Source organism: Streptomyces sp. SID5464 (assembly GCF_009862985.1).
GTDB classification, from domain to species: Bacteria; Actinomycetota; Actinomycetes; order Streptomycetales; family Streptomycetaceae; genus Streptomyces; species Streptomyces chartreusis_D.
This window is the reverse complement of the sequence record NZ_WWIQ01000008.1, coordinates 950-18122: the sequence shown is the minus strand read 5'-3', so window position 1 is coordinate 18122 and position 17173 is coordinate 950. Positions and strand designations below refer to the sequence as shown.

At 70.1% G+C, this 17173-nt stretch carries 16 protein-coding genes; 1 reads left to right on the top strand and 15 read right to left on the bottom strand.

The features are described from left to right. Positions 1–5: 5 nt before the first annotated feature. The 14 genes from GTY47_RS07725 to GTY47_RS07660 all read right to left on the bottom strand — a co-directional run bounded on the left by GTY47_RS07725 (position 6) and on the right by GTY47_RS07660 (position 13763). Positions 6–788 carry a hypothetical protein gene (locus GTY47_RS07725; RefSeq protein WP_010036879.1) on the bottom strand — a complete coding sequence of 261 codons (783 nt, stop codon included), beginning with the start codon at positions 786–788 and terminating at the stop codon, positions 6–8. 48 nt (positions 789–836) lie between these two features. Beyond that, positions 837–1325 (bottom strand): hypothetical protein, encoded by a 489-nt coding sequence (locus GTY47_RS07720; RefSeq protein WP_029180964.1) that lies wholly within the window; start codon positions 1323–1325, stop codon positions 837–839. Further along, positions 1322–2599, bottom strand: a complete 1278-nt coding sequence (locus GTY47_RS07715) for an MlaD family protein (protein WP_010036874.1) — start codon at positions 2597–2599, stop codon at positions 1322–1324. Before GTY47_RS07715 ends, GTY47_RS07720 begins: the two co-directional genes overlap by 4 nt. Beyond that, positions 2596–3900 carry an MCE family protein gene (locus GTY47_RS07710; protein ID WP_010036870.1) on the bottom strand — a complete coding sequence of 435 codons (1305 nt, stop codon included), beginning with the start codon at positions 3898–3900 and terminating at the stop codon, positions 2596–2598. Before GTY47_RS07710 ends, GTY47_RS07715 begins: the two co-directional genes overlap by 4 nt. Next, on the bottom strand, positions 3897–4988 hold the full coding sequence (locus GTY47_RS07705; RefSeq protein WP_029180963.1) for an MCE family protein: 1092 nt from the start codon (positions 4986–4988) through the stop codon (positions 3897–3899). The genes GTY47_RS07710 and GTY47_RS07705 overlap by 4 nt, the downstream gene beginning before the upstream one ends. A gap of 20 nt (positions 4989–5008) precedes the next feature. Beyond that, a complete protein-coding gene (locus GTY47_RS07700; protein WP_010036863.1) occupies positions 5009–6154 on the bottom strand; it encodes an MCE family protein in 1146 nt (381 codons plus the stop codon). Then, the gene (locus GTY47_RS07695; RefSeq protein ID WP_010036861.1) at positions 6151–7188 is read right to left on the bottom strand and encodes an MlaD family protein; all 1038 of its coding nucleotides are present in this window, start codon (positions 7186–7188) and stop codon (positions 6151–6153) included. Before GTY47_RS07695 ends, GTY47_RS07700 begins: the two co-directional genes overlap by 4 nt. Next, positions 7185–8429, bottom strand: coding sequence for an MCE family protein (locus tag GTY47_RS07690; RefSeq protein ID WP_010036860.1), 1245 nt, complete (start codon positions 8427–8429; stop codon positions 7185–7187). The genes GTY47_RS07695 and GTY47_RS07690 overlap by 4 nt, the downstream gene beginning before the upstream one ends. An 8-nt stretch (positions 8430–8437) precedes the next feature. After that, positions 8438–9241, bottom strand: a complete 804-nt coding sequence (locus GTY47_RS07685) for an ABC transporter permease (protein ID WP_010036859.1) — start codon at positions 9239–9241, stop codon at positions 8438–8440. Positions 9242–9244: 3 nt separating this feature from the next. Beyond that, entirely contained in the window at positions 9245–10015 is a 771-nt protein-coding gene (locus tag GTY47_RS07680; RefSeq protein ID WP_010036858.1) for an ABC transporter permease, read from the bottom strand. Further along, positions 10012–10941 carry an ABC transporter ATP-binding protein gene (locus GTY47_RS07675; RefSeq protein ID WP_010036857.1) on the bottom strand — a complete coding sequence of 310 codons (930 nt, stop codon included), beginning with the start codon at positions 10939–10941 and terminating at the stop codon, positions 10012–10014. Before GTY47_RS07675 ends, GTY47_RS07680 begins: the two co-directional genes overlap by 4 nt. A 148-nt stretch (positions 10942–11089) precedes the next feature. Beyond that, positions 11090–12178 (bottom strand): sigma-70 family RNA polymerase sigma factor, encoded by a 1089-nt coding sequence (locus GTY47_RS07670; RefSeq protein ID WP_231911183.1) that lies wholly within the window; start codon positions 12176–12178, stop codon positions 11090–11092. 76 nt (positions 12179–12254) lie between these two features. Then, positions 12255–13310 (bottom strand): lytic transglycosylase domain-containing protein, encoded by a 1056-nt coding sequence (locus tag GTY47_RS07665; protein WP_029180961.1) that lies wholly within the window; start codon positions 13308–13310, stop codon positions 12255–12257. Positions 13311–13538: 228 nt separating this feature from the next. Continuing rightward, complete coding sequence (locus GTY47_RS07660) at positions 13539–13763, bottom strand: hypothetical protein (RefSeq protein ID WP_010036853.1); 225 nt, start codon at positions 13761–13763, stop codon at positions 13539–13541. Positions 13764–14136: 373 nt separating this feature from the next. Between GTY47_RS07660 and GTY47_RS07655 the strand changes: the two genes are divergently transcribed. After that, positions 14137–14607 (top strand): hypothetical protein, encoded by a 471-nt coding sequence (locus GTY47_RS07655; RefSeq protein ID WP_010036852.1) that lies wholly within the window; start codon positions 14137–14139, stop codon positions 14605–14607. Positions 14608–14778: 171 nt separating this feature from the next. Here GTY47_RS07655 and GTY47_RS07650 read toward each other — a convergent pair whose 3' ends face one another. Continuing rightward, entirely contained in the window at positions 14779–16938 is a 2160-nt protein-coding gene (locus tag GTY47_RS07650) for a lambdoid prophage protein (RefSeq protein WP_010036851.1), read from the bottom strand. Between the last annotated feature and the right edge of the window lie 235 nt (positions 16939–17173).

Genomic DNA, 17173 nt, shown 5'->3' with positions numbered 1-17173 from the left:
TGCCTTCACAGCGCGTCCACCCCGCTCACCTTCCACCCGTCGCCCGTGCGCTCCATCGTCATCCGCACCCGGTTCTGGTCCACGCGGGAGCCCGAAACCTGGGTGCTCCGGGTGACCTGGTTGACGAAGAGCAGGACCACGACCTTGTCGCGGGAGGCCGAGACGACGGAGGCGGCCGGGGTGCCTCCGGAGCCGGGGGCGGCGACCGTTGCCCTCACCACGCCGTGGTACTTCTCGGCCGTCGGGGCGACCACGGTCTTCGTGGTCTTGCCGTACTCGTCGCGGAAGTCGCCGGTCAGGTGGGCGCGTGCCTGCGAGAAGTCCTTGTCCAGGCGGCGGTAGTCGTACGACAGGACGACCGGGGCCGCTTCCCGCGCGGCCGCGAGCGCCTCGGTCCGGGCGGTCTCCGTCAGGCGGCCGTCGCGGTACTGCCATCCCAGGGCGGCGAGCGCGACCAAACCGACGACGAGCAGGACGGCCAGGACCAGGGTGAGCAGCCTCCGACGGCCACCGGGGCCGGGCTCGCTCCGCTCGGGCGGCCCGTCCTCCTCGGACGGCTCCGGCGACGGCTCCGGCGGGTCGTCCCAGCCGTCCTTCGGGGCCTCGATGAGGACGGTGCGTCCGGCCGGTGGCCGCTCGGCCCGGCGCGGGGACTCCTCGTCGCCGGCCGTCGCCGCGCCCGCTTCGCGGTGGCCGCGCTCGGCGCGCTTCGCCGCCGCGCGGGCGGCCGCCGTCATGGTGCGGCGGGTGCCGGGACCGGGGGCGCGGCCGGTGGTCGTCTTCGGCATGGTGGTACTCCTCGTCGGTGCGTGTCGGTCGGCGAATCGGCCCGTGGATCAGCCGACGAACTCGACGTCGGACGTCAGCCAGCGGCCTTCCTTGTGCACGAGGTCGAGCTGGAGCCGGTACGTGCGCGCCTCACCCTCGGGCACGGCGGTGTTGGTCACCCTGCTGTCGGCGACCACCAGCACCCGGGCCGACTTCTCGTCGGAGCGGACGATGCCCGCCTCCAGGACCTGGCCTTCCGACACGGACTTGTTCTGGGCCACCAGCTTCGTCAACTGCTCCGTCTGCGCGGTGAACTGCTTCTTGAAGTCGCCGGTCGCGCCCGCAAGTACGTTCGCGCTGTCGCGGTCGTAGTGCCGGTAGTCGAGGGAGGTGAAGTTCAACGCCGACTGGCGGGCCGCGGCCAGGATGCCCTGGCGTCGCTGGTCCGCCTCGCGCTGTTCGTAGAGGCCGAAGGTCAGCCAGAGCGTCACTGCTGTGGTGATGACGGTCGCCGCGACGAGTCCCGCCGTCATCGCTCCGGATCTCACCGGCCTCATGCCATGGGGCCAACGAGCAGCCATTGCCACGACTCCTTTCCGAACACGGCCTGCTGGCCGCCCGTCGAGCCGATCTCGACGTTCCTTCCGTCCGGGCCGGTGGTGGTACCGGTCTCCGGGTCGTACGGGGTCACGTACGTCGCCTGGTTCGCGCCGCCGCCGGCGGTCGACGCGCCCGGGGCGTTCTGCGCGCCCCGTACCGACGACTCGCTGCCGCGCGGGAGGGTGCAGCGGGCGCCGGTGTTCGCCTCGCGTGCGCTGGTGTCCGCGGGGTCGCGGCGTGCCGTGCCGTACCCCTGGGTGCAGGCCGGCGGGTCGTCGGCGTTCAGCACCAGACCGAAGTGGGTGGTGCCGTCGCCCGGGACGACCGTGTAGCTGCCCGCGACCATCAGCGGGAAGGTGACCAGGGCCTGCTCCACGCCGGGGAGGCGGGCCAGCGTGACCTGGCCGCCGCTGATCAGGTTGGCCAGCAGGACCGACAGCTGCGGCCCGGTCGACTTCAGCAGCGCGTTCAGCTCCTGCGCCGCCGGCCGCGCGTTGCCGATCAGCTTGCGCAGGTCCCCGTCGCTCGCCTTCAACTGGGCCGAGAGTGCCGCCAGATCGCGCGCGAACGACTTGATCGACGAGCCCTGGTCGGCCTGCGTCTTCAGGACCTTCCGTGAGTCCTCGATCAGGGCGATCGTCTCCGGCAGCGCCCCGGACGCCGACTCGACCAGGGTGTTGCCCGAGTCCACCAGGCGGCTCAGGTTCGGTCCGGTGCCGGCGAACGCCTTGCCCACCTCGTCGACGGTGACCCGCAGGTCGTCCTTGCCGACCGAGTTCACCAGGCGGTCCAGGCTGAGGACCAGGTCCGTCGTCGGCAGCGGCACCCGCGTGCTCTCGCGCGGGATCGTGCTGCCGTCCAGCAGGTACGGGCCGTGGGAGGTGCGGGGCTGGAGGTCGACGTACTGCTCGCCCACCGCCGAACGGTTCGCCACCACAGCCAGCGTGTCGGCCGGGATGCGCGGCGCCCCGTCCTCGATGTCGAGCGCGACCGACACCCCGTCCGGGCCGGTCAGGCGCAGTGCGCCGACCTTGCCCACCGGCACCCCGCGATACGTGACCTCGGCACCGGGGAAGACGCCCCCGGAGTCGGCGAAGTCGGCCCGCACGGTGTAGCCCCGGTCCAGGACCTCGTCCACCAGGCCCGTGTACTCGGCGCCGACGTACGACACACCCACGGCGGTGAGGGTGGCGAAGGCGATCAGTTGCGCCTTGACCGTACGGGTGATCACGGCTGGACCCCCTTCAGCATCAGCTCGGCGAGTTCGAGGTTGATTCCCTCGGGCCAGCCGCTCCCGGTGCGGTGGCCGCCGGCGCCGTAGCCGGCGGTGCACACCGGCGGGCACAGTGGGTCGCCGCCGCCCGAGGGGGCCGACGGGGCCGACGGCACGCCCGGCCTGCTCGGCAGCGCGGTGGGCGTCGGCACGCCCGGCGCGTCCGGGAGATCCGGTACGTCCGGCAGATCCGGCAGGTCGGGGGGCTCGGGGAGCTCGGGCCCCGGGGTGTCCCCGCCGTTCCCGCCGCCCGGCTCGTCCGTCAGGTTGCCGTAGATCCCGGCCAGGTCGAGGTCCGCCGTGATGTGCAGGTTGACGTAGTCGCCCTTGATGGCGTCCACGACGTTGCGCGGGAACGGGTACGTCGTCAGCAGTTCCAGGGAGTTGGGCAGGTCGCTGCCCGCCTTGTTCAGCTGTCGCAGGATCGGCCGCAGCTGCCTGAGGTTGGCGACCGTGTCGTCGTGCGAGGCGTTGACCACCTTGGTGCCGGTCCTGCCCAGCTCGGACAGGGCGGTGAGCATCCTCGTCAGGTCGCGGCGCTGGTCGGCCAGGACCTTCAGGGCGGGCGGCATCGCGTCGACGGCCTCGGCGATCGTCGTCTTCTCCTTGCCCAGCCGTTTGGCCAGCCGGTCCACGGCCTTCAGCGCGCGCACGATGTCCCGGCGCTGGTCGTCCAGGCCGCCGATGAAGGTGTCGAGCTCCTTGAGCAGGGACTTGACCCGGTTCTCCCGGCCCTCCAGGGCCTTGTTCAGCTCCGTGGTGATCGTCTTGAGCTGGGCCACTCCGCCGCCGTTGAGCAGGGCGGACAGCGCGGACAGCACCTCCTCGACGTCCGGGTTGCGGCCGCTGCGGGACAGGGGGATCACATCGCCGTCGCGGAGCCGGCCGGCCGGAGTGCTCTCCGGCGGCCTGGACAGCGCCACGTACTTCTCGCCGAGCATGCTGGTCTGCCTCAGCTCGGCGATGGCGTTGGCGGGCAGCTTCACCGAGTCGGCGACCCGGAGGCGGACCCTCGCGTGCCAGCCCGCCAGCTCCACCTTCTCCACGGCGCCCACGGTGACGTCGTTGACCTTGACCGCCGACTGCGGGACGAGGTCGAGGACGTCGCGGAACTCGACGGTGACGTGGTAGGCGTGGCCGTCGGCGGCGGCCCCGCCGGGGAGCGGGACGTCGTACCAGCCGTTGAACTCGCAGCCGGTCAGCAGCAGCGAGCCGACCGCCGCCCACGCGACGGCCCCGCCCTTGCGCAGTGGCCTCATGCGCTCGCCCCCAGGATTCCGCCGAGGGTGCGGTCGACCGTGCCGGTGACCGCGGTGCCCCGGGGCACTTCGGGCAGGGAGTCGAAGAGGTCTCTCAGGTCCCCGCAGTCGGTCTTCTCCCCGGTCGTCCTCAGGATCGAGCACAGCAGTGAGGCCGGATCCTGCGGGCGGTCGGGGTTGTTGCGGGTGTCGAGGGTGCCGGCGGAGGGGTTGTAGGCGTTGTTCAGGTTCGACATGCCCGTCGGCGCGACCTCCAGCAGTTCCTCCAGCGCTGCACGTTGGGTGACGAGCACCTTGGTCACCTTGCTCAGGCCCGCCACGTTCGACGTCAGTGACTTCTTGTTCTTCTTCACGAAGGCGGACACGTCGCCGAGCGCCGTGCCGAGGTTCTTCAGCGCCGCCGCCAGGTCTTCGCGCTCCCCCGCGAGTTGCTCGGCGACCTTGGTGAGGCTGGTGTTGAACGACCGCACGCTCTTGTCGTCCGCCGCCAGCGCCGCCGTGAACACCTGGAGGTTGCGGACCGTGCCGAACAGGTCCGTGCGGCCGTCGGAAAGTGTCGTGACCGCCTCCGAGAGGTCCTCGACCGTCCGATGGAGGTTCTCGCCCTGGCCGTCGAGGTTGTCGGCGCTGACGCCGAGCAACCGTGACAGGGCGCCGTCCTTGTTGGCGCCCTCGGGGCCGAGCGCCTCGGCCGTGGTGTGCAGGCTGTCGAAGACGCGGTCCAGTTCGACCGGTACGGCCGTACGCGACTGGGGGATCTCGTCCCCGTCCCGCAGCACCGGACCGCTCCGGTACACCGGCAGCAGTTGCACGTAACGGTCGCTTACGACCGAGGAGTTGATGATCGCGGCCTGCGCGTCCGCCGGGACCTTGCGGCCGGAGTCGTACTCCAGCTCCACCCGCACCCGGCCGCCCTCCGGCGTGATCTTCCTGACCTCGCCGATCCGCACGCCCAGCACGCGGACGTCGGAGCCGGGGTAGATGCCGACGGTGCGTGGGAAGTACGCCGTGACGCGGACCGGCTCGGTCCGCGGCCACAGGACGTAGGTGAGCGCGGCGATCAGGGCCAGGGCGGTCGGCACGGCCAGGCGCTTCGTCCAACGGTTGTTCACTGCCCGCCTCCCGTGCGCGGCACCACCGGGGCGGCGACCAGGTTCTGGACGTAGGAGTCGAACCAGCGGCCGTTGCCGAGGGTGTTGGTGAAGACCCGCACGTAGGGGGCCAGGAGCTTGATGCTCCGGTCGAGGCTTGACTGGTTCCGTTCGAGCATCTTCACCACGGTGTTGAGGCCCTTGAGCGCGGGCCCTATCTCCTTGTCGTTGTCCTGGACCAGGCCGGAGAGCTGGACGCCGAGCGCGGCGGAGGTCTTCAGCAGCTTGTGGATCGCCGCACGCCGCTTGCTGATCTCCTTGAACAGCTTGTCGCCGTCCTCGACCAGGGCGGTGAAGTCGCCCGACCGGTCGGCCAATACGCCCGTCACGCCGTTCGCGTGGTCGAGGAGCTCATGGAGGGCCTTGTCGCGCGATGCCACCGTCCGGGAGATCCGGGACAGGCCCTTGATGGACGCCCGTACCTCTTCCGGTGAGTCCTCGAAGGTCGTCGAGATGGTGTCCAGGGCCTTGGCCAGCCGGTCGGTGTCGACCTTCTCGGTCGTGGTGGTGAGATCGCTGAACGCCTGCACGACGTCGTAGGCGGGGACGGTCCGCTTCAGCGGGATCTCGCTGCCGGGCTGCAACTGGCCCGGCCCCTCGGGGTGCAGGGCGAGGTACTTCGCGCCGAGGATCGTCTTGACCCGGATCGACGCGCCGGTCTCGGTGCCGAACCCCGGCTGGTCCTTGATCTTGAAGGTGACCTTGACGTGGTCGCCGTCCAGGTCGACCTCCTCGACCTTGCCGACCTTGACCCCGGCGATCCGCACCTCGTCGCCCGGCTTGAGGCCGCCCGCCTCCGCGAAGGCGGCGCTGTACGTCTCGCCGTCGCCGATCACCGGCAGGCGGTCGGCGTTGAACGCGGCCGCGGTCAGCAGCGCGAGGACGGTGAGGCCCACCGCGCCGATGACGACGGGGTTGCGCTCACGGAAGGGGCCGAGGTGCGGGCGGCGCAACCGTATGGTCGGCAGCTTCGGCGGCTGGACGCGCACCTTGACCAGCGGCTGCGGACGCGGCTTGCGGCGCGGCAGGAGCCGTACCTTCGGCAGCTTCGGGGGGTCGATGCGCACCTTGACCAGCGGCTCCGGGCGGCGCTTGCGGCTCATGCTCCGCACCTCGCCCTCGCCACGTGCAGATCGGGCGTGAGCACCTGCTTGGTCTTCGGCAGCACGATCCGGCCGTCGAAGTCGCACAGGTAGAAGTTGAACCACGAGCCGTAGGACGCCGTCCCCGTCAGCTCGTTCAGCTTGTTCGGCAGCCGCTTCAGCACGCCCTCCACGGTCTTCTCGTTGTCGTTCAGCGTCCCGGTGAGTCCGGTCAGTTCCGCGATGTCGTCCTTGAGCGGCGGACGCGCGTCCTTCAGCAGGCCCGAGGTGGCGTCCGTCAGATCGCCGATGTTCACCAGCGACTCCCCGATGGGCTTGCGGTCGGCGGACAGCCCCGAGATGACCCGGCGCAGCTGCTTGAGCAGTCCGGAGAAGCGGGCGCCGCGCTTGTCGAGCGTCTCCAGCACGGTGTTGAGGTTGTCGATCACCGAGCCGATCAGCTTGTCGCGGCCGGCCAGCGTCGTGGTGAGCGACGCCGTGTGCGTCAGCAGGCTGTTGACGGTGCCGCCCTCGCCCTGGAGGGTCTTGATGATCTCCGTGGCGAGCTGGTTGACGTCCTCCGGGCTGAGCGCGGCGAACAGCGGCTTGAAGCCGTTCAGCAGCGTGTTCAGGTCGAGGGCGGGCTGGGTGCGCGCGAGCGGGATCGTGCCGCCGGGGCGCAGCCGGGTGCCGTCGCCTGCGCCCTCGGTCAGCGCGACGTAGCGCTGCCCGACCAGGTTGCGGTAGCGGATGACGGCGCCCGTGCTGGTGAGCAGCGGCCGGTCCTGGCTGACCGTGAAGGTGACCTCGGCCAGCGTCCGGTCCTTGATCCGGATGCCCTCGACCTCGCCGACCCGCACTCCGGCCACCCGGATGTCGTCGCCCTCCTCCAGGCCGGTGACGTCGCTGAAGACCGCGCGGTACTCGTGCTCGGGGGTGAAGGAGATGTTCACGATGGTGGCGGCGAGCAGGGCCGTGGCCAGCACGGTCACGAGCGCGAAGAGACTGAACTTGATCAGCGGGGCGGCGGTCTGCCGGGCTCCTGCGGTGCTCACGCGACGCTCACCGCCGTCCCACGTGCCATCGGCCCGAACAGCAGCGTCGCGACCGGCGGCACCTCGTCCGCGGGCACGCCCAGCACCGGGGCCACGAGCGAGCCGACGGCCCGCTGCTCGGCCCGGGTGGCGGAGACGCCGGGCGGACCGCCCGAGGAGGAACCCGGCGGCTTCCTGGAACCGTCGTCGAGGTGGGCGCCGGGCGCCGGCACCGGAGGATGCGGCAGATCACGGCAGTTGGGGCCCGACCGCTCGCCGTAGCGGGGTTCCTCACCTGGTTCGTACGCACCCTGCGCCCGTACGACCTCCAGCGTGATGTGCATCCTGCCGCCCCGGAACGCCTCCTCGGACGCCTTCTCCTGCCGGACCAGGCCGGCCAGCAGGCAGGGATACTGGGGTGAGTAGCGGGCGAACAGCTCCAGCGTGGGGCGGGAGACCCGGCCGAGGGTGATCAGCCGGTCGCCGTTGGCGTCGAGGAAGTCCTCGGCAGTACCGGCTACGGTCGCCGTGCTCTGCAGCGCGGCCGCCAGCCGGTCCTTCTGCTCGGTGATCGTGCGGCTGGTGGTGACGGTGTTGCGCAGGATCTCCATCAGGTCGGGCGCCGCGTCGCCGTAGACCTCGGCGACCTCGGCGAAGCGTGCGATGTCCTCTTTCAGGGACGGCAGGTGCGGGTTGAGGCGGCGCAGGTAGGCCTCCAGTCGCGTGAGGTTGTCGCCGATCCGGTCGCCGCGGCCGTCGAGGGCGGTGGCGAACGCGGAGAGCGTGGCGTTGAGCTTGCCGGGCTGCACGGTCCGCAGCAGCGGCAGCAGGTCGTTCATCAGCTGCTGGAGTTCGATGCCGACGCGGGTGCGGTCCTGGGTGATGACGTCCCCGGCGCGGATCGGGCGGGCGGTCGAACCGGCGGGCGGGACCAGGTCGACGTACTTCTCGCCGAACAGCGTCTTGGGCAGCAGGCGCGCGTGCACGTCGGACGGGATGTGGGCGGCGTGCTCCGGCTTGAGCGCGATGTCGAGCGTCGCCTTGGTCCCGTCGGCCCGCACGTCGCGCACCTCGCCGACCAGCAGGCCGCGCAGCTTGACGTCGGCCCGCGGATCGAGCTGGTTGCCGAGGCTGTCGGCCTCCAGCGTGATCCGCACGACCGGCGTGAACACCTGCTGGTAGACGGCGACGGACAGGGACAGCAGCAGCGCGAGCACGGCGATGAAGGCGACGCCGTACAACCGCAGTCTCAGCACCCTCATACGCCGGCTCACCCCGCGATCCGTACGGTCGTGCTGGCGCCCCAGATCGCCAGCGACAGGAAGAAGTCCAGGACGTTGATCGCCACGATGGAGGTCCGCACCGCACGGCCCACCGCGACGCCGACGCCCGCCGGGCCGCCGCTCGCGTAGTAGCCGTAGAAGCAGTGCACCAGGATGATCAGGACGGCGAAGACCAGCACCTTCCCGAAGGACCACAGGACGTCCACCGGTGGCAGGTACTGCTGGAAGTAGTGGTCGTACGTACCCGTGGACTGCCCGTAGTAGCCGGTGGTGATGGTGCGGGCGGCCAGGTACGAGGACAGCAGGCCGATCACGTACAGCGGGACGACGGCCACGAACCCGGCGATCATCCGCGTCGTCACCAGGAACGGCAGGGAGGGCACGCCCATGACCTCCAGCGCGTCGGTCTCCTCGCTGATCCGCATCGCGCCGAGCTGGGCGGTGAACCCGGCGCCGACGGTCGCGGAGAGGGCGAGCCCGGCCACCAGCGGGGCGATCTCACGGGTGTTGAAGTACGCCGAGAGGAACGCCACGAAGTTGGAGGTGCCGAGCTGGTTGAGCGCGGCGTACCCCTGCAACCCCACTTCCGTGCCGGTGAAGAACGACAGGAAGGCGATCACGCCGACCGTGCCGCCCACGACGGCGAGCGCGCCCCGGCCGAAGCTCACCTCGGCGAGCAGCCGCAGGATCTCCTTCTTGTAGCGGCGCAGGGTGCGGCCGGTCCAGGCCAGTGACCGCCCGTAGAAGGACAGCTGGGCACCCAGCTCCTCCAGACGACTCAGCAGCGCCATGCCTCAGCCCCTCTGCGGAACGACTTGGAAGTACACGGCGGTCATCACGAAGTTCGTCACGAAGAGCAACATGAAGGTGATCACCACCGACTGGTTCACCGCGTCGCCCACACCCTTGGGTCCGCCCTTCGCGGTCAGCCCCTTGTAGGAGGCGACGATCCCGGCGATCGCGCCGAACACCAGCGCCTTGACCTCGGCCGCCCACAGGTCGGAGAGCTGGGCGAGGGTGGTGAAGGAGGCCAGGTAGGCGCCCGGGGTGCCGTTCTGGAGAACGACGTTGAAGAAGTAGCCGCCCGCCACGCCGACCACCGACACCAGGCCGTTGAGCAGCACCGCCACCAGCATCGACGCCAGCACGCGGGGGACGACCAGCCGGTGGATGGGGTCGATGCCCAGCACCTGCATCGCGTCGATCTCGTCGCGGATCTTCCGCGCCCCGAGGTCGGCGCAGATCGCTGTGCCGCCGGCGCCCGCGATCAGCAGCGCGGTGACGATCGGCGAGGCCTCGCGCAGCACGGCGAGCACGGAGGCGGCCCCCGAGAAGGACTGGGCGCCCAGCTGCCGGGTCAGGCTGCCGATCTGGAGCGCGATGACCGCCCCGAAGGGGATGGAGACCAGGGCCGTCGGCAGGATCGTCACACTCGCGACGAACCACGTCTGCTGGATGAACTCCCGTGCCTGGAAAGGCCGTCGGGGGATCGTCCGGACGACGTCCAGCGCCATCGCGAAGAGGCTGCCCGAGTGCCGCAGCGCTCCGACGGGTGACAGGCTCACGCGCCGGCCACCTCCTTCTGCTGGAGCCGGGCCTCGCGCCGGGCGATCGCCTGCCAGCGGGGCGGCCGGGTGATGCCCGGACCCGGCAGGAGACGGGGAGCCGGCTCCTGAACGCGCGGGCCGTCGCCGACCTGCGCGAGCTCCTGCTCGACCTGCGCCGCGTCCTTCTCCTCCGCCATGCCGATCGGGCCCTGCATCCGGCCGTTCAGGAACTGCCGTACGACGGGCTCGTCACTCGTCAGCAACTCCTCGCGCGGGCCGAACATGACCAGCTCCCGGCGGAACAGCAGCCCGATGTTGTCCGGCACCTGGCGGGCCGAGGCGATGTCGTGCGTGACGATCAGGAAGGTCGCGTCGATCTGGGCGTTGAGGTCGACGATGAGCTGGTTGAGGTAGGCGACGCGGACCGGGTCGAGGCCGGAGTCGGGTTCGTCGAAGAGGATGATCTCCGGGTCGAGCACGAGCGCCCGGGCGAGCCCCGCCCGCTTGCGCATCCCGCCGGAGATCTCACCGGGCAGTTTCCCTTCCGCCCCGATCAGCCCGACCATGTCCATCTTGTCCAGCACGATGCGCCGGATCTCGCTCTCGGACTTTCGGGTGTGCTCGCGCAGCGGGAAGGCGATGTTGTCGTACAGGTTCATCGAGCCGAACAGCGCACCGTCCTGGAACAGCACGCCGAACAGCTTGCGCACCTCGTACAGGTCGTGCTCGCGGAGCTTGGTGATGTCCCGGCCCTGGATGGTGATCGACCCGCGCTCCGGCTTCAGCAGTCCGACGAGCGTCTTGAGGAAGACCGACTTACCCGTGCCGGAGGGACCGAGCATGACCGAGACCTCCCCGGCGGGCAGCGTCAGTGAGACGTCCTGCCAGATGACCTGGTGACCGAAGGACTTGGTCAGCCCTTCCACACAGATCTCGACACCCATCCGGTCCCGCCCTTCAGCCCATGTCCCTGGAGCAGCTCTGACATCTGCTCTACGGGGAGGGGTGGGGGGGTCCGTCGCTCGGGGGGCGGATTTTTTTCGGGCGGGTTTCCGGGCGGCTTCCGGGCGCTTTCGGGCGGGCTTCCGGACGCTAGGGAAGCGGGCGTGGCGTGGGCTCGGGGAGCGGGGTGGACGGTACGGCTGGAGACTCCGGAGCATCCGGGACCGCCGGGGTCGCCGGGAGCGCCGTGTCCGTCGGCAGGGCGGAGTGCTCCCCGGGCAGGTCGGGGACACCTGGCTTGGGGACGTCGGGCACGTCCGGGATCTCCGGCGCGGACAGCGAGGGCAGCGGCGTCACCGGGACGCCCGGAACGACCGGAACCACTGGAGCCACCGGAACGTCCGGGACCTCCGGCAGCGGCGGGACGGACAGCGGGAGGCCCCCCGCTGTTCGGGACTCGGCCGCTCGCCGGTCGGCTGCTTCCGCCGCGGGCTCGACCCCCGGCGTACGACCCCCGCCACCGCTGTCCGGCCGCAAGGTCTCCGCGTCCGGCGAGGCGACCGCGGGCCGAGGCGCCGCACCGCCCCCGCCCCCGCTGCCGTCGAGGGCGTACGGCAGCACGAGGCCCGCCACCGCCAGGGACGCCGCCGTCGAGGCGACCGCGACGGCCTGCACCCTGCCGACTCCGCGCGGCCTCCCCCACCCGATCAGGAACAGAGCGAACCCGAGCGTGGCCGCCAGCGACTGCCGCAGCGTCCGCCGGGCCCGGGCCAGCAGCGACTCGACGGTCCGGTAGCTCAGCCCCATCCGGACGGCGACCTGGCCGACGTCCAGGTCCTGCGACTTCAGCCGCAGCGCCTCGGCCTGCCGCGCGGGCAGCTCACCACTGCGCACCGCCAGCCACTTCGCCTCGGCCCGGTCGCACACCACTTCCTCGACGGGCACCGGACCGGGGGTGACGAGCGTCGGGCTGGTACGCACCTCGGCCTCGCGGTTCACCTGCCGGTAGCGGTCGACGCACAGCCGCATCGTCACCGTCGTCAGCCAGGCCGCGAGCCGCTCCTCGTCCAGGTCGGGCCGCTCGGCGGCGCGCAGCATCGCCTCGTGCACCGCGTCCTCGGCGTCCTCCGGGCTCATCGACCTGCGGCGGGCCACCTTGAGCAGGTGCTCGCGGTGGCTCCACATGCGCCGCCACCGCTCGTCGGCGGCCTGCGTCTGAGCGGGTGTCTCTGCGGGCATGTCCGCAGGCATGTCCGTCGCCATGAGGGCCCCTTCGCGCTCCCACCGGCCTCGTGCTGTCCGGCGGGGGGCGACATTACCGCCCAGTATCGGCGGTTGTGGAGGGGGTGGCGGTCATCGAGTCCGCGCTGTTACGGGCGAGTGGAGCGTCACTGGGCAGCAGGTCGCCGCCGGGGAGCTGGATGTCCGGGTCGGGGGCGGGGAGTTGCGGCTCGTCCGGCTTCCCGGGTTCCGGCGCCGGGCGGGTTCTGGCCGGGGCCGGGGAGGCAGAGGGCGACGGGGTGCGAGACGGCGGAGCACCCGGCCGGGCGGAGGGGGTCGGTGAGGCCTCCTTCGGCTTCAAGGGGGACCGCGACGGCTCCGGACGCGCGGAGGACGACCCGGCGGAGGAGGACCCCGCGGATCCGTCCGGCACCACCCGGTGCCCTTCCACGAAGTACGCGTACCAGGCCCTGACCGTGCGCAGATAGGCCGCCGAGTGGTTGTAGCCGAGGATCGCCCGGTCCAGCTGGGCGGGGACGGACAGGTCCCGGCCGCCGGCACACAGATACCGTCCGGCGGCGAGGGCCGCGTCGAAGACGTTGTTCGGATCCATGCGCCCGTCGCCGTTGCCGTCCGCGCCCCAGCGGGCCCAGGTCGACGGGATGAACTGCATCGGCCCGACCGCGCGATCGTACGCCGTGTCCCCGTCGTGGGCACCGTTGTCGGTGTCCCGGATCAGCGCGAAGGCCACGCCGTCCAGCCGCGGCCCGAGGATCGGCGCCACGGTCGTGCCGTCCGACGTCACCCTGCCGCCCCGCGCCTGACCCGACTCCACCTGCCCGATCGCCGCCAGCAGCTGCCAGCGCAGCCGGCAGCCGGGCGCCTCGCGCGCGAGCCGCTCCTCGGCCCGCCGATAGGCGGCGAACACACTCGCCGGCAGCACGCCACCCACCTCCGCCGCAGCCCCGTCACTCGCGCGTTTTCCGGTCCGCAGCGGTGGAAGCTCGGTCCGGTACGGCGCGTCGCCGGAGACGCTCGGTCCGTCCTCGCCGAGTGCCGGACGGGCCGCGGGCGCGGAGGCCCGCGCCGTCACCGCCCCCGGCGCCTGTGACGCGGTGAGCGCCGCCATCGCCACTACTGCGGCCGCCACACCTCTGACACGTCTGCCCCTGTGCCCTGCCACGTGCTGTTCCCCTCCCTGTGAGCTTCCTGTCGTCTGCTCTACGGGGGAGGGTGGGGGGTCCGTCGCGGGGTTTGCGCACGTTGCAGCTATGGCGGTTTCCCCGCTCGGAAAGAGAACGACCGACAGGGAGCGCACGACCTGTTCCCGGCTCAAGCCGGTGTAGCACGAGGAGGGCGAGCGACCACCGGGACGGGACTACTCCGTGCCGTCCGCCGGCAGGCGCTCGGGAAGCCCGAGCCGCGGGAACTGGTCGTCGTGGAATGTGACGATCTCGGTGATCGCCCCGCCTTTGACGCGCAGGACGTCGATCGTCAGCGGCAGGTACGCGCCCTCCGGCTTCCGCCAGAGGTAGAAGGCGACGGCGGGCTGCCGGTTCACGGAGGCGAGGGCGGCACGCAGGCCGCCACCCTGGATGGGCACGAACCGCCGCCATGGCCATGGGTGTTCACTTTCACCGAAATGAAGGTCGCCGCCGCCCGAGTGGCCTGCGGTGCACGGCTCGGCCTCGCCGACTGGGTGCTCTCCGAGGACACTGAGGCGCTTGCCACCGGCCACGAGAAGCAGCGTGCGCTGTTGGTGCTCGACATCGCCTCCGGCCATCTCGCCGGAGGACGCGTCGATGCGGCGTTCGCCCTCGCCTCCCGCGCGCTGAACACCGGGCTCAAGTACCGGTCGGGGCGGATCGTGGAGCGGGCCCGCACCATGCGCCGTACTCTCACGACCAGTGCACCGCCCAAGGTGGTGCGGGACTTCGACGAGCAACTGCACGGCGTCTACCTGTGGGAGGTACAGAGTGCGGGTGGGGATCACGGGGCACCGCGGGCTCAGCGCGGAGGTCGAGGAACGAGTGCGGGCGATGCTCAGCGAGGCGGTACGCTACGACACCTCAGAACTGGTCGCCGTCTCATGCATCGCCGACGGTCCCGACTCCTGGTCCACGGAGGCGGTCCTCACGCACGGCGGACGCCTCGAAGTCGTCATTCCGGTCACCGAGTATCGCGACAGCCTCCCTGAGTGGCATCACAACACGTACGACGAGCTGATCCGGCAGGCGTCCGACGTACACGAAACCGGCCTGACCGAGTCGACGTCCGAGGCCCACCAGGCGGGCAGCGAACTCCTCGTCGGCCTGGTGGACGAGCTGCTGGCCGTGTGCGACGGGAAACCCGCGCGGGGGTACGGCGGCACAGCGGACGTCGTGGGCTACGCCGAGTGCAACGGCGTCCCTGTACGGATGTTGTGGCCGCAGGGTGCCTCACGCTGAACGGCGTTACGGCGGCCCGCCGACTGGGCGCAGCCTGTCAGCGTCCCCAGGCGGGCTGGCCCTTCTCGAACTGCCAGTCTGCCCGCCGGGCAGCAGCCCGGATCGACCCGGCAGGCAGGGCGTCTCCGAGACCTTCAGTGTCGCGATCGGCTCGGTCGCGACCGTTGGCCGCTAAACGGCATGAACGAGGGCGCGGTACTCCCTGGCCACCATTTCCACCTCACGCGGATGCCTGTTGAGGTACTGCGTGACGGAGACGATCTCGCCGTCGGCTGCTATTTCTGCGTATGCCTGTGCGTACGCAGAAGGGTGTGCAAGTGAGGAGTAGGCGCGAACACTCTGCTCGCGTCGCACCCAGATGCGCCGCTCGTTGATCGCAGACGGCCTAGCCCGGTCGGGTCCGATCTTCTCCAAGAGCACGTACTGAAGCCCGAGGAGGTCCAGCAGTTCTTGGTCACGCTCCCACATGATCCCGCCGTACATGTTGCTCATCAGAAACAGCGGGTCCCGATAGACGAGCCGTACTGCCTCGGGGAGCGACACGCCTCGCCCGCTCCAGCACAAGGCACCACGCACTGAGCTCGGCTGCCCCTGGGCGGGTACGGCTTCACCCATGACCATGGGCAAGAACTCCTCCATCCGATCCGGCCACCCGTGGATGATTGCTTGCAGGAGGTTGCAGGGGTTGTAGATGTGTAGCCCGACGTCCCCGTCCCCGACCATCCGACTCGCCTCATCGAGCCAACCATTGACCAGCGACTCCCACTCCAGGTTGCCGGCCAGACTCTGGCGGATCTCCCTTCGGAACCCCTCCCATCGGCTCGCCACCTGCGGGCTTGCGGAGCCTGTGTAGAGAATCTGGCTGTCACCTCGATCGTCCCCTGTAAGGAATCGGAACAGGTCCCGCTCCTCGAAGGCCGCCGTGTCATCGAAGGCGCCGGTGCCTCGAAAGGCTCGGATGGCCCAGTTGGGATCGTCTGCGAGATTACTCAGCAGCCCCGGGCGAGCGCCTTCCATGTTCATGCCGCGTATCTCGCTGTGGGCAAGGCGGCTGCAGATCACGCAGAGGGCAAGGTACTCAGCAGGGTGCTCGGCGGCGAACGGCTCCGGCCCGTCGTAACCACTCAGGAGGTCCGCCGATGCGCGTGCCTCGTTGACCCGGCCAACCGCCAGGTACAGGCCTCCGCCGAGCTTCCCGTCGAAGTGGGCGACAAGGACCAAGGATTGCTCGACCACGAGATGCACGAGCTGTGTCATGGTCAGCACCACGATGGCGTGACCCGAGCTCATCCTCCCGAAGGCAGAGGTCAGGTCTCGAACGTGGGATTCCGTAACTTTCATGCCAGCCCGTATGTCGCGGGCGTAGGCCGAAATAGCGGAGTCCGCGAACTGCGGGTCGCGGCTTAGCAGCATCATGGCGTCGCGCCAGCGCATGAGGTCGCGCGAGTTGATGACAGCATGGATTCCAGCGTTGAAGGCCGATTGTAGTCGTTGCTGCTGGGTGCCGGTGGGCAGATCATTGAGCGAGGCGCTTTGCAGCCCGACGTAGGTGTACTTCACCGCTTGAGGATCACTCTCCTCGACTACTTCGACGAAGGGATCGAACGCGCTGAAGGTGACCGAGACTACGTTCACGAAGCGCTCGCCGTCTGTGGACGTGGACGTCGGGAGCACATCCACGCGGCCGAATTTCGCGTGCCTCTCGGGCCAGACGACCGCAGCGGCGAGATTCCGCAGCAAGGTCGTCTTGCCAACCCCGTTGCGGCCAATGAGGACATGAATGTTGCTAGATGGCCTGGAGTCAGGATCGATCGCGAAGTCGAGAGTGCTCTCAACACCATGCCCCGGTGCGGTATAGCGGAATCGGTACTCGGTCAGCCGGACTCCGCCGCGTGCGATCCGGTTGAACTGCACCCTGACTGTCTGTTCGTCAATCGTCCGCAACAGTGATGAGCGTGTCACTGGGTACTGCATAGCGGTCTCAAGAAGGTCGGGGTTGTAGGCCACATCAGAGAGCCCTCGCAGGATCTCTTCGCGCCTGTCGTGTCCGAGCTTCTTGATGTTGTCGTAGTAGAGATCGCTCTGCCCGAGCGAGAAGAGTTCACCCGGTGGCGAACCATCGTAAACCCCGGCACGGATGGGGCTGGGGCCGTCTTCCTGCCCGGCAACGGCGACCTTGACGAAACCTAGGTTCGTCTGCGTCACCGAGTCTCGGTACCAAAGCGTGTAGCTGGTGCGGAAGCCGAAGTCATCCCAGTCATCGGCTACTAGGACCGCAGCTTCGGGTCCTGAACGCACCGGCGTGTCTTGGGGCAGGACAATGAACTTCACCGGGTCGAGCCTCCGGTTCTGCGGCGGACACCCGCACTTCGGTCGAACTGAGTTCGAACCCTATCGCCTCGCTCTGACAGGACGATCGCGGCGGCTTCGGCTCGCGACCGTGCACCAGCCTGCGGATCACGCCGTCGTCCGCGCCGTGATCCTGTTTGCGTAAGTTTGCCCCGCGAAGGGCGATTTCTCTCGCACCCTTACAACGGCTAACACAATGAGGTGGATCGACGCTGAT

Excerpts from the sequence above, each read along its gene's own strand:
- GTY47_RS07725 (WP_010036879.1), bottom strand. The coding sequence starts at position 788 with ATGCCGAAGACGACCACCGGCCGCGCCCCCGGTCCCGGCACCCGCCGC.
- GTY47_RS07720 (WP_029180964.1), bottom strand. The coding sequence starts at position 1,325 with ATGAGGCCGGTGAGATCCGGAGCGATGACGGCGGGACTCGTCGCGGCG.
- GTY47_RS07710 (WP_010036870.1), bottom strand. The coding sequence starts at position 3,900 with ATGAGGCCACTGCGCAAGGGCGGGGCCGTCGCGTGGGCGGCGGTCGGC.
- GTY47_RS07700 (WP_010036863.1), bottom strand. The coding sequence starts at position 6,154 with ATGAGCCGCAAGCGCCGCCCGGAGCCGCTGGTCAAGGTGCGCATCGAC.
- GTY47_RS07690 (WP_010036860.1), bottom strand. The coding sequence starts at position 8,429 with ATGAGGGTGCTGAGACTGCGGTTGTACGGCGTCGCCTTCATCGCCGTG.
- GTY47_RS07685 (WP_010036859.1), bottom strand. The coding sequence starts at position 9,241 with ATGGCGCTGCTGAGTCGTCTGGAGGAGCTGGGTGCCCAGCTGTCCTTC.
- GTY47_RS07675 (WP_010036857.1), bottom strand. The coding sequence starts at position 10,941 with ATGGGTGTCGAGATCTGTGTGGAAGGGCTGACCAAGTCCTTCGGTCAC.
- GTY47_RS07670 (WP_231911183.1), bottom strand. The coding sequence starts at position 12,178 with ATGCCCGCAGAGACACCCGCTCAGACGCAGGCCGCCGACGAGCGGTGG.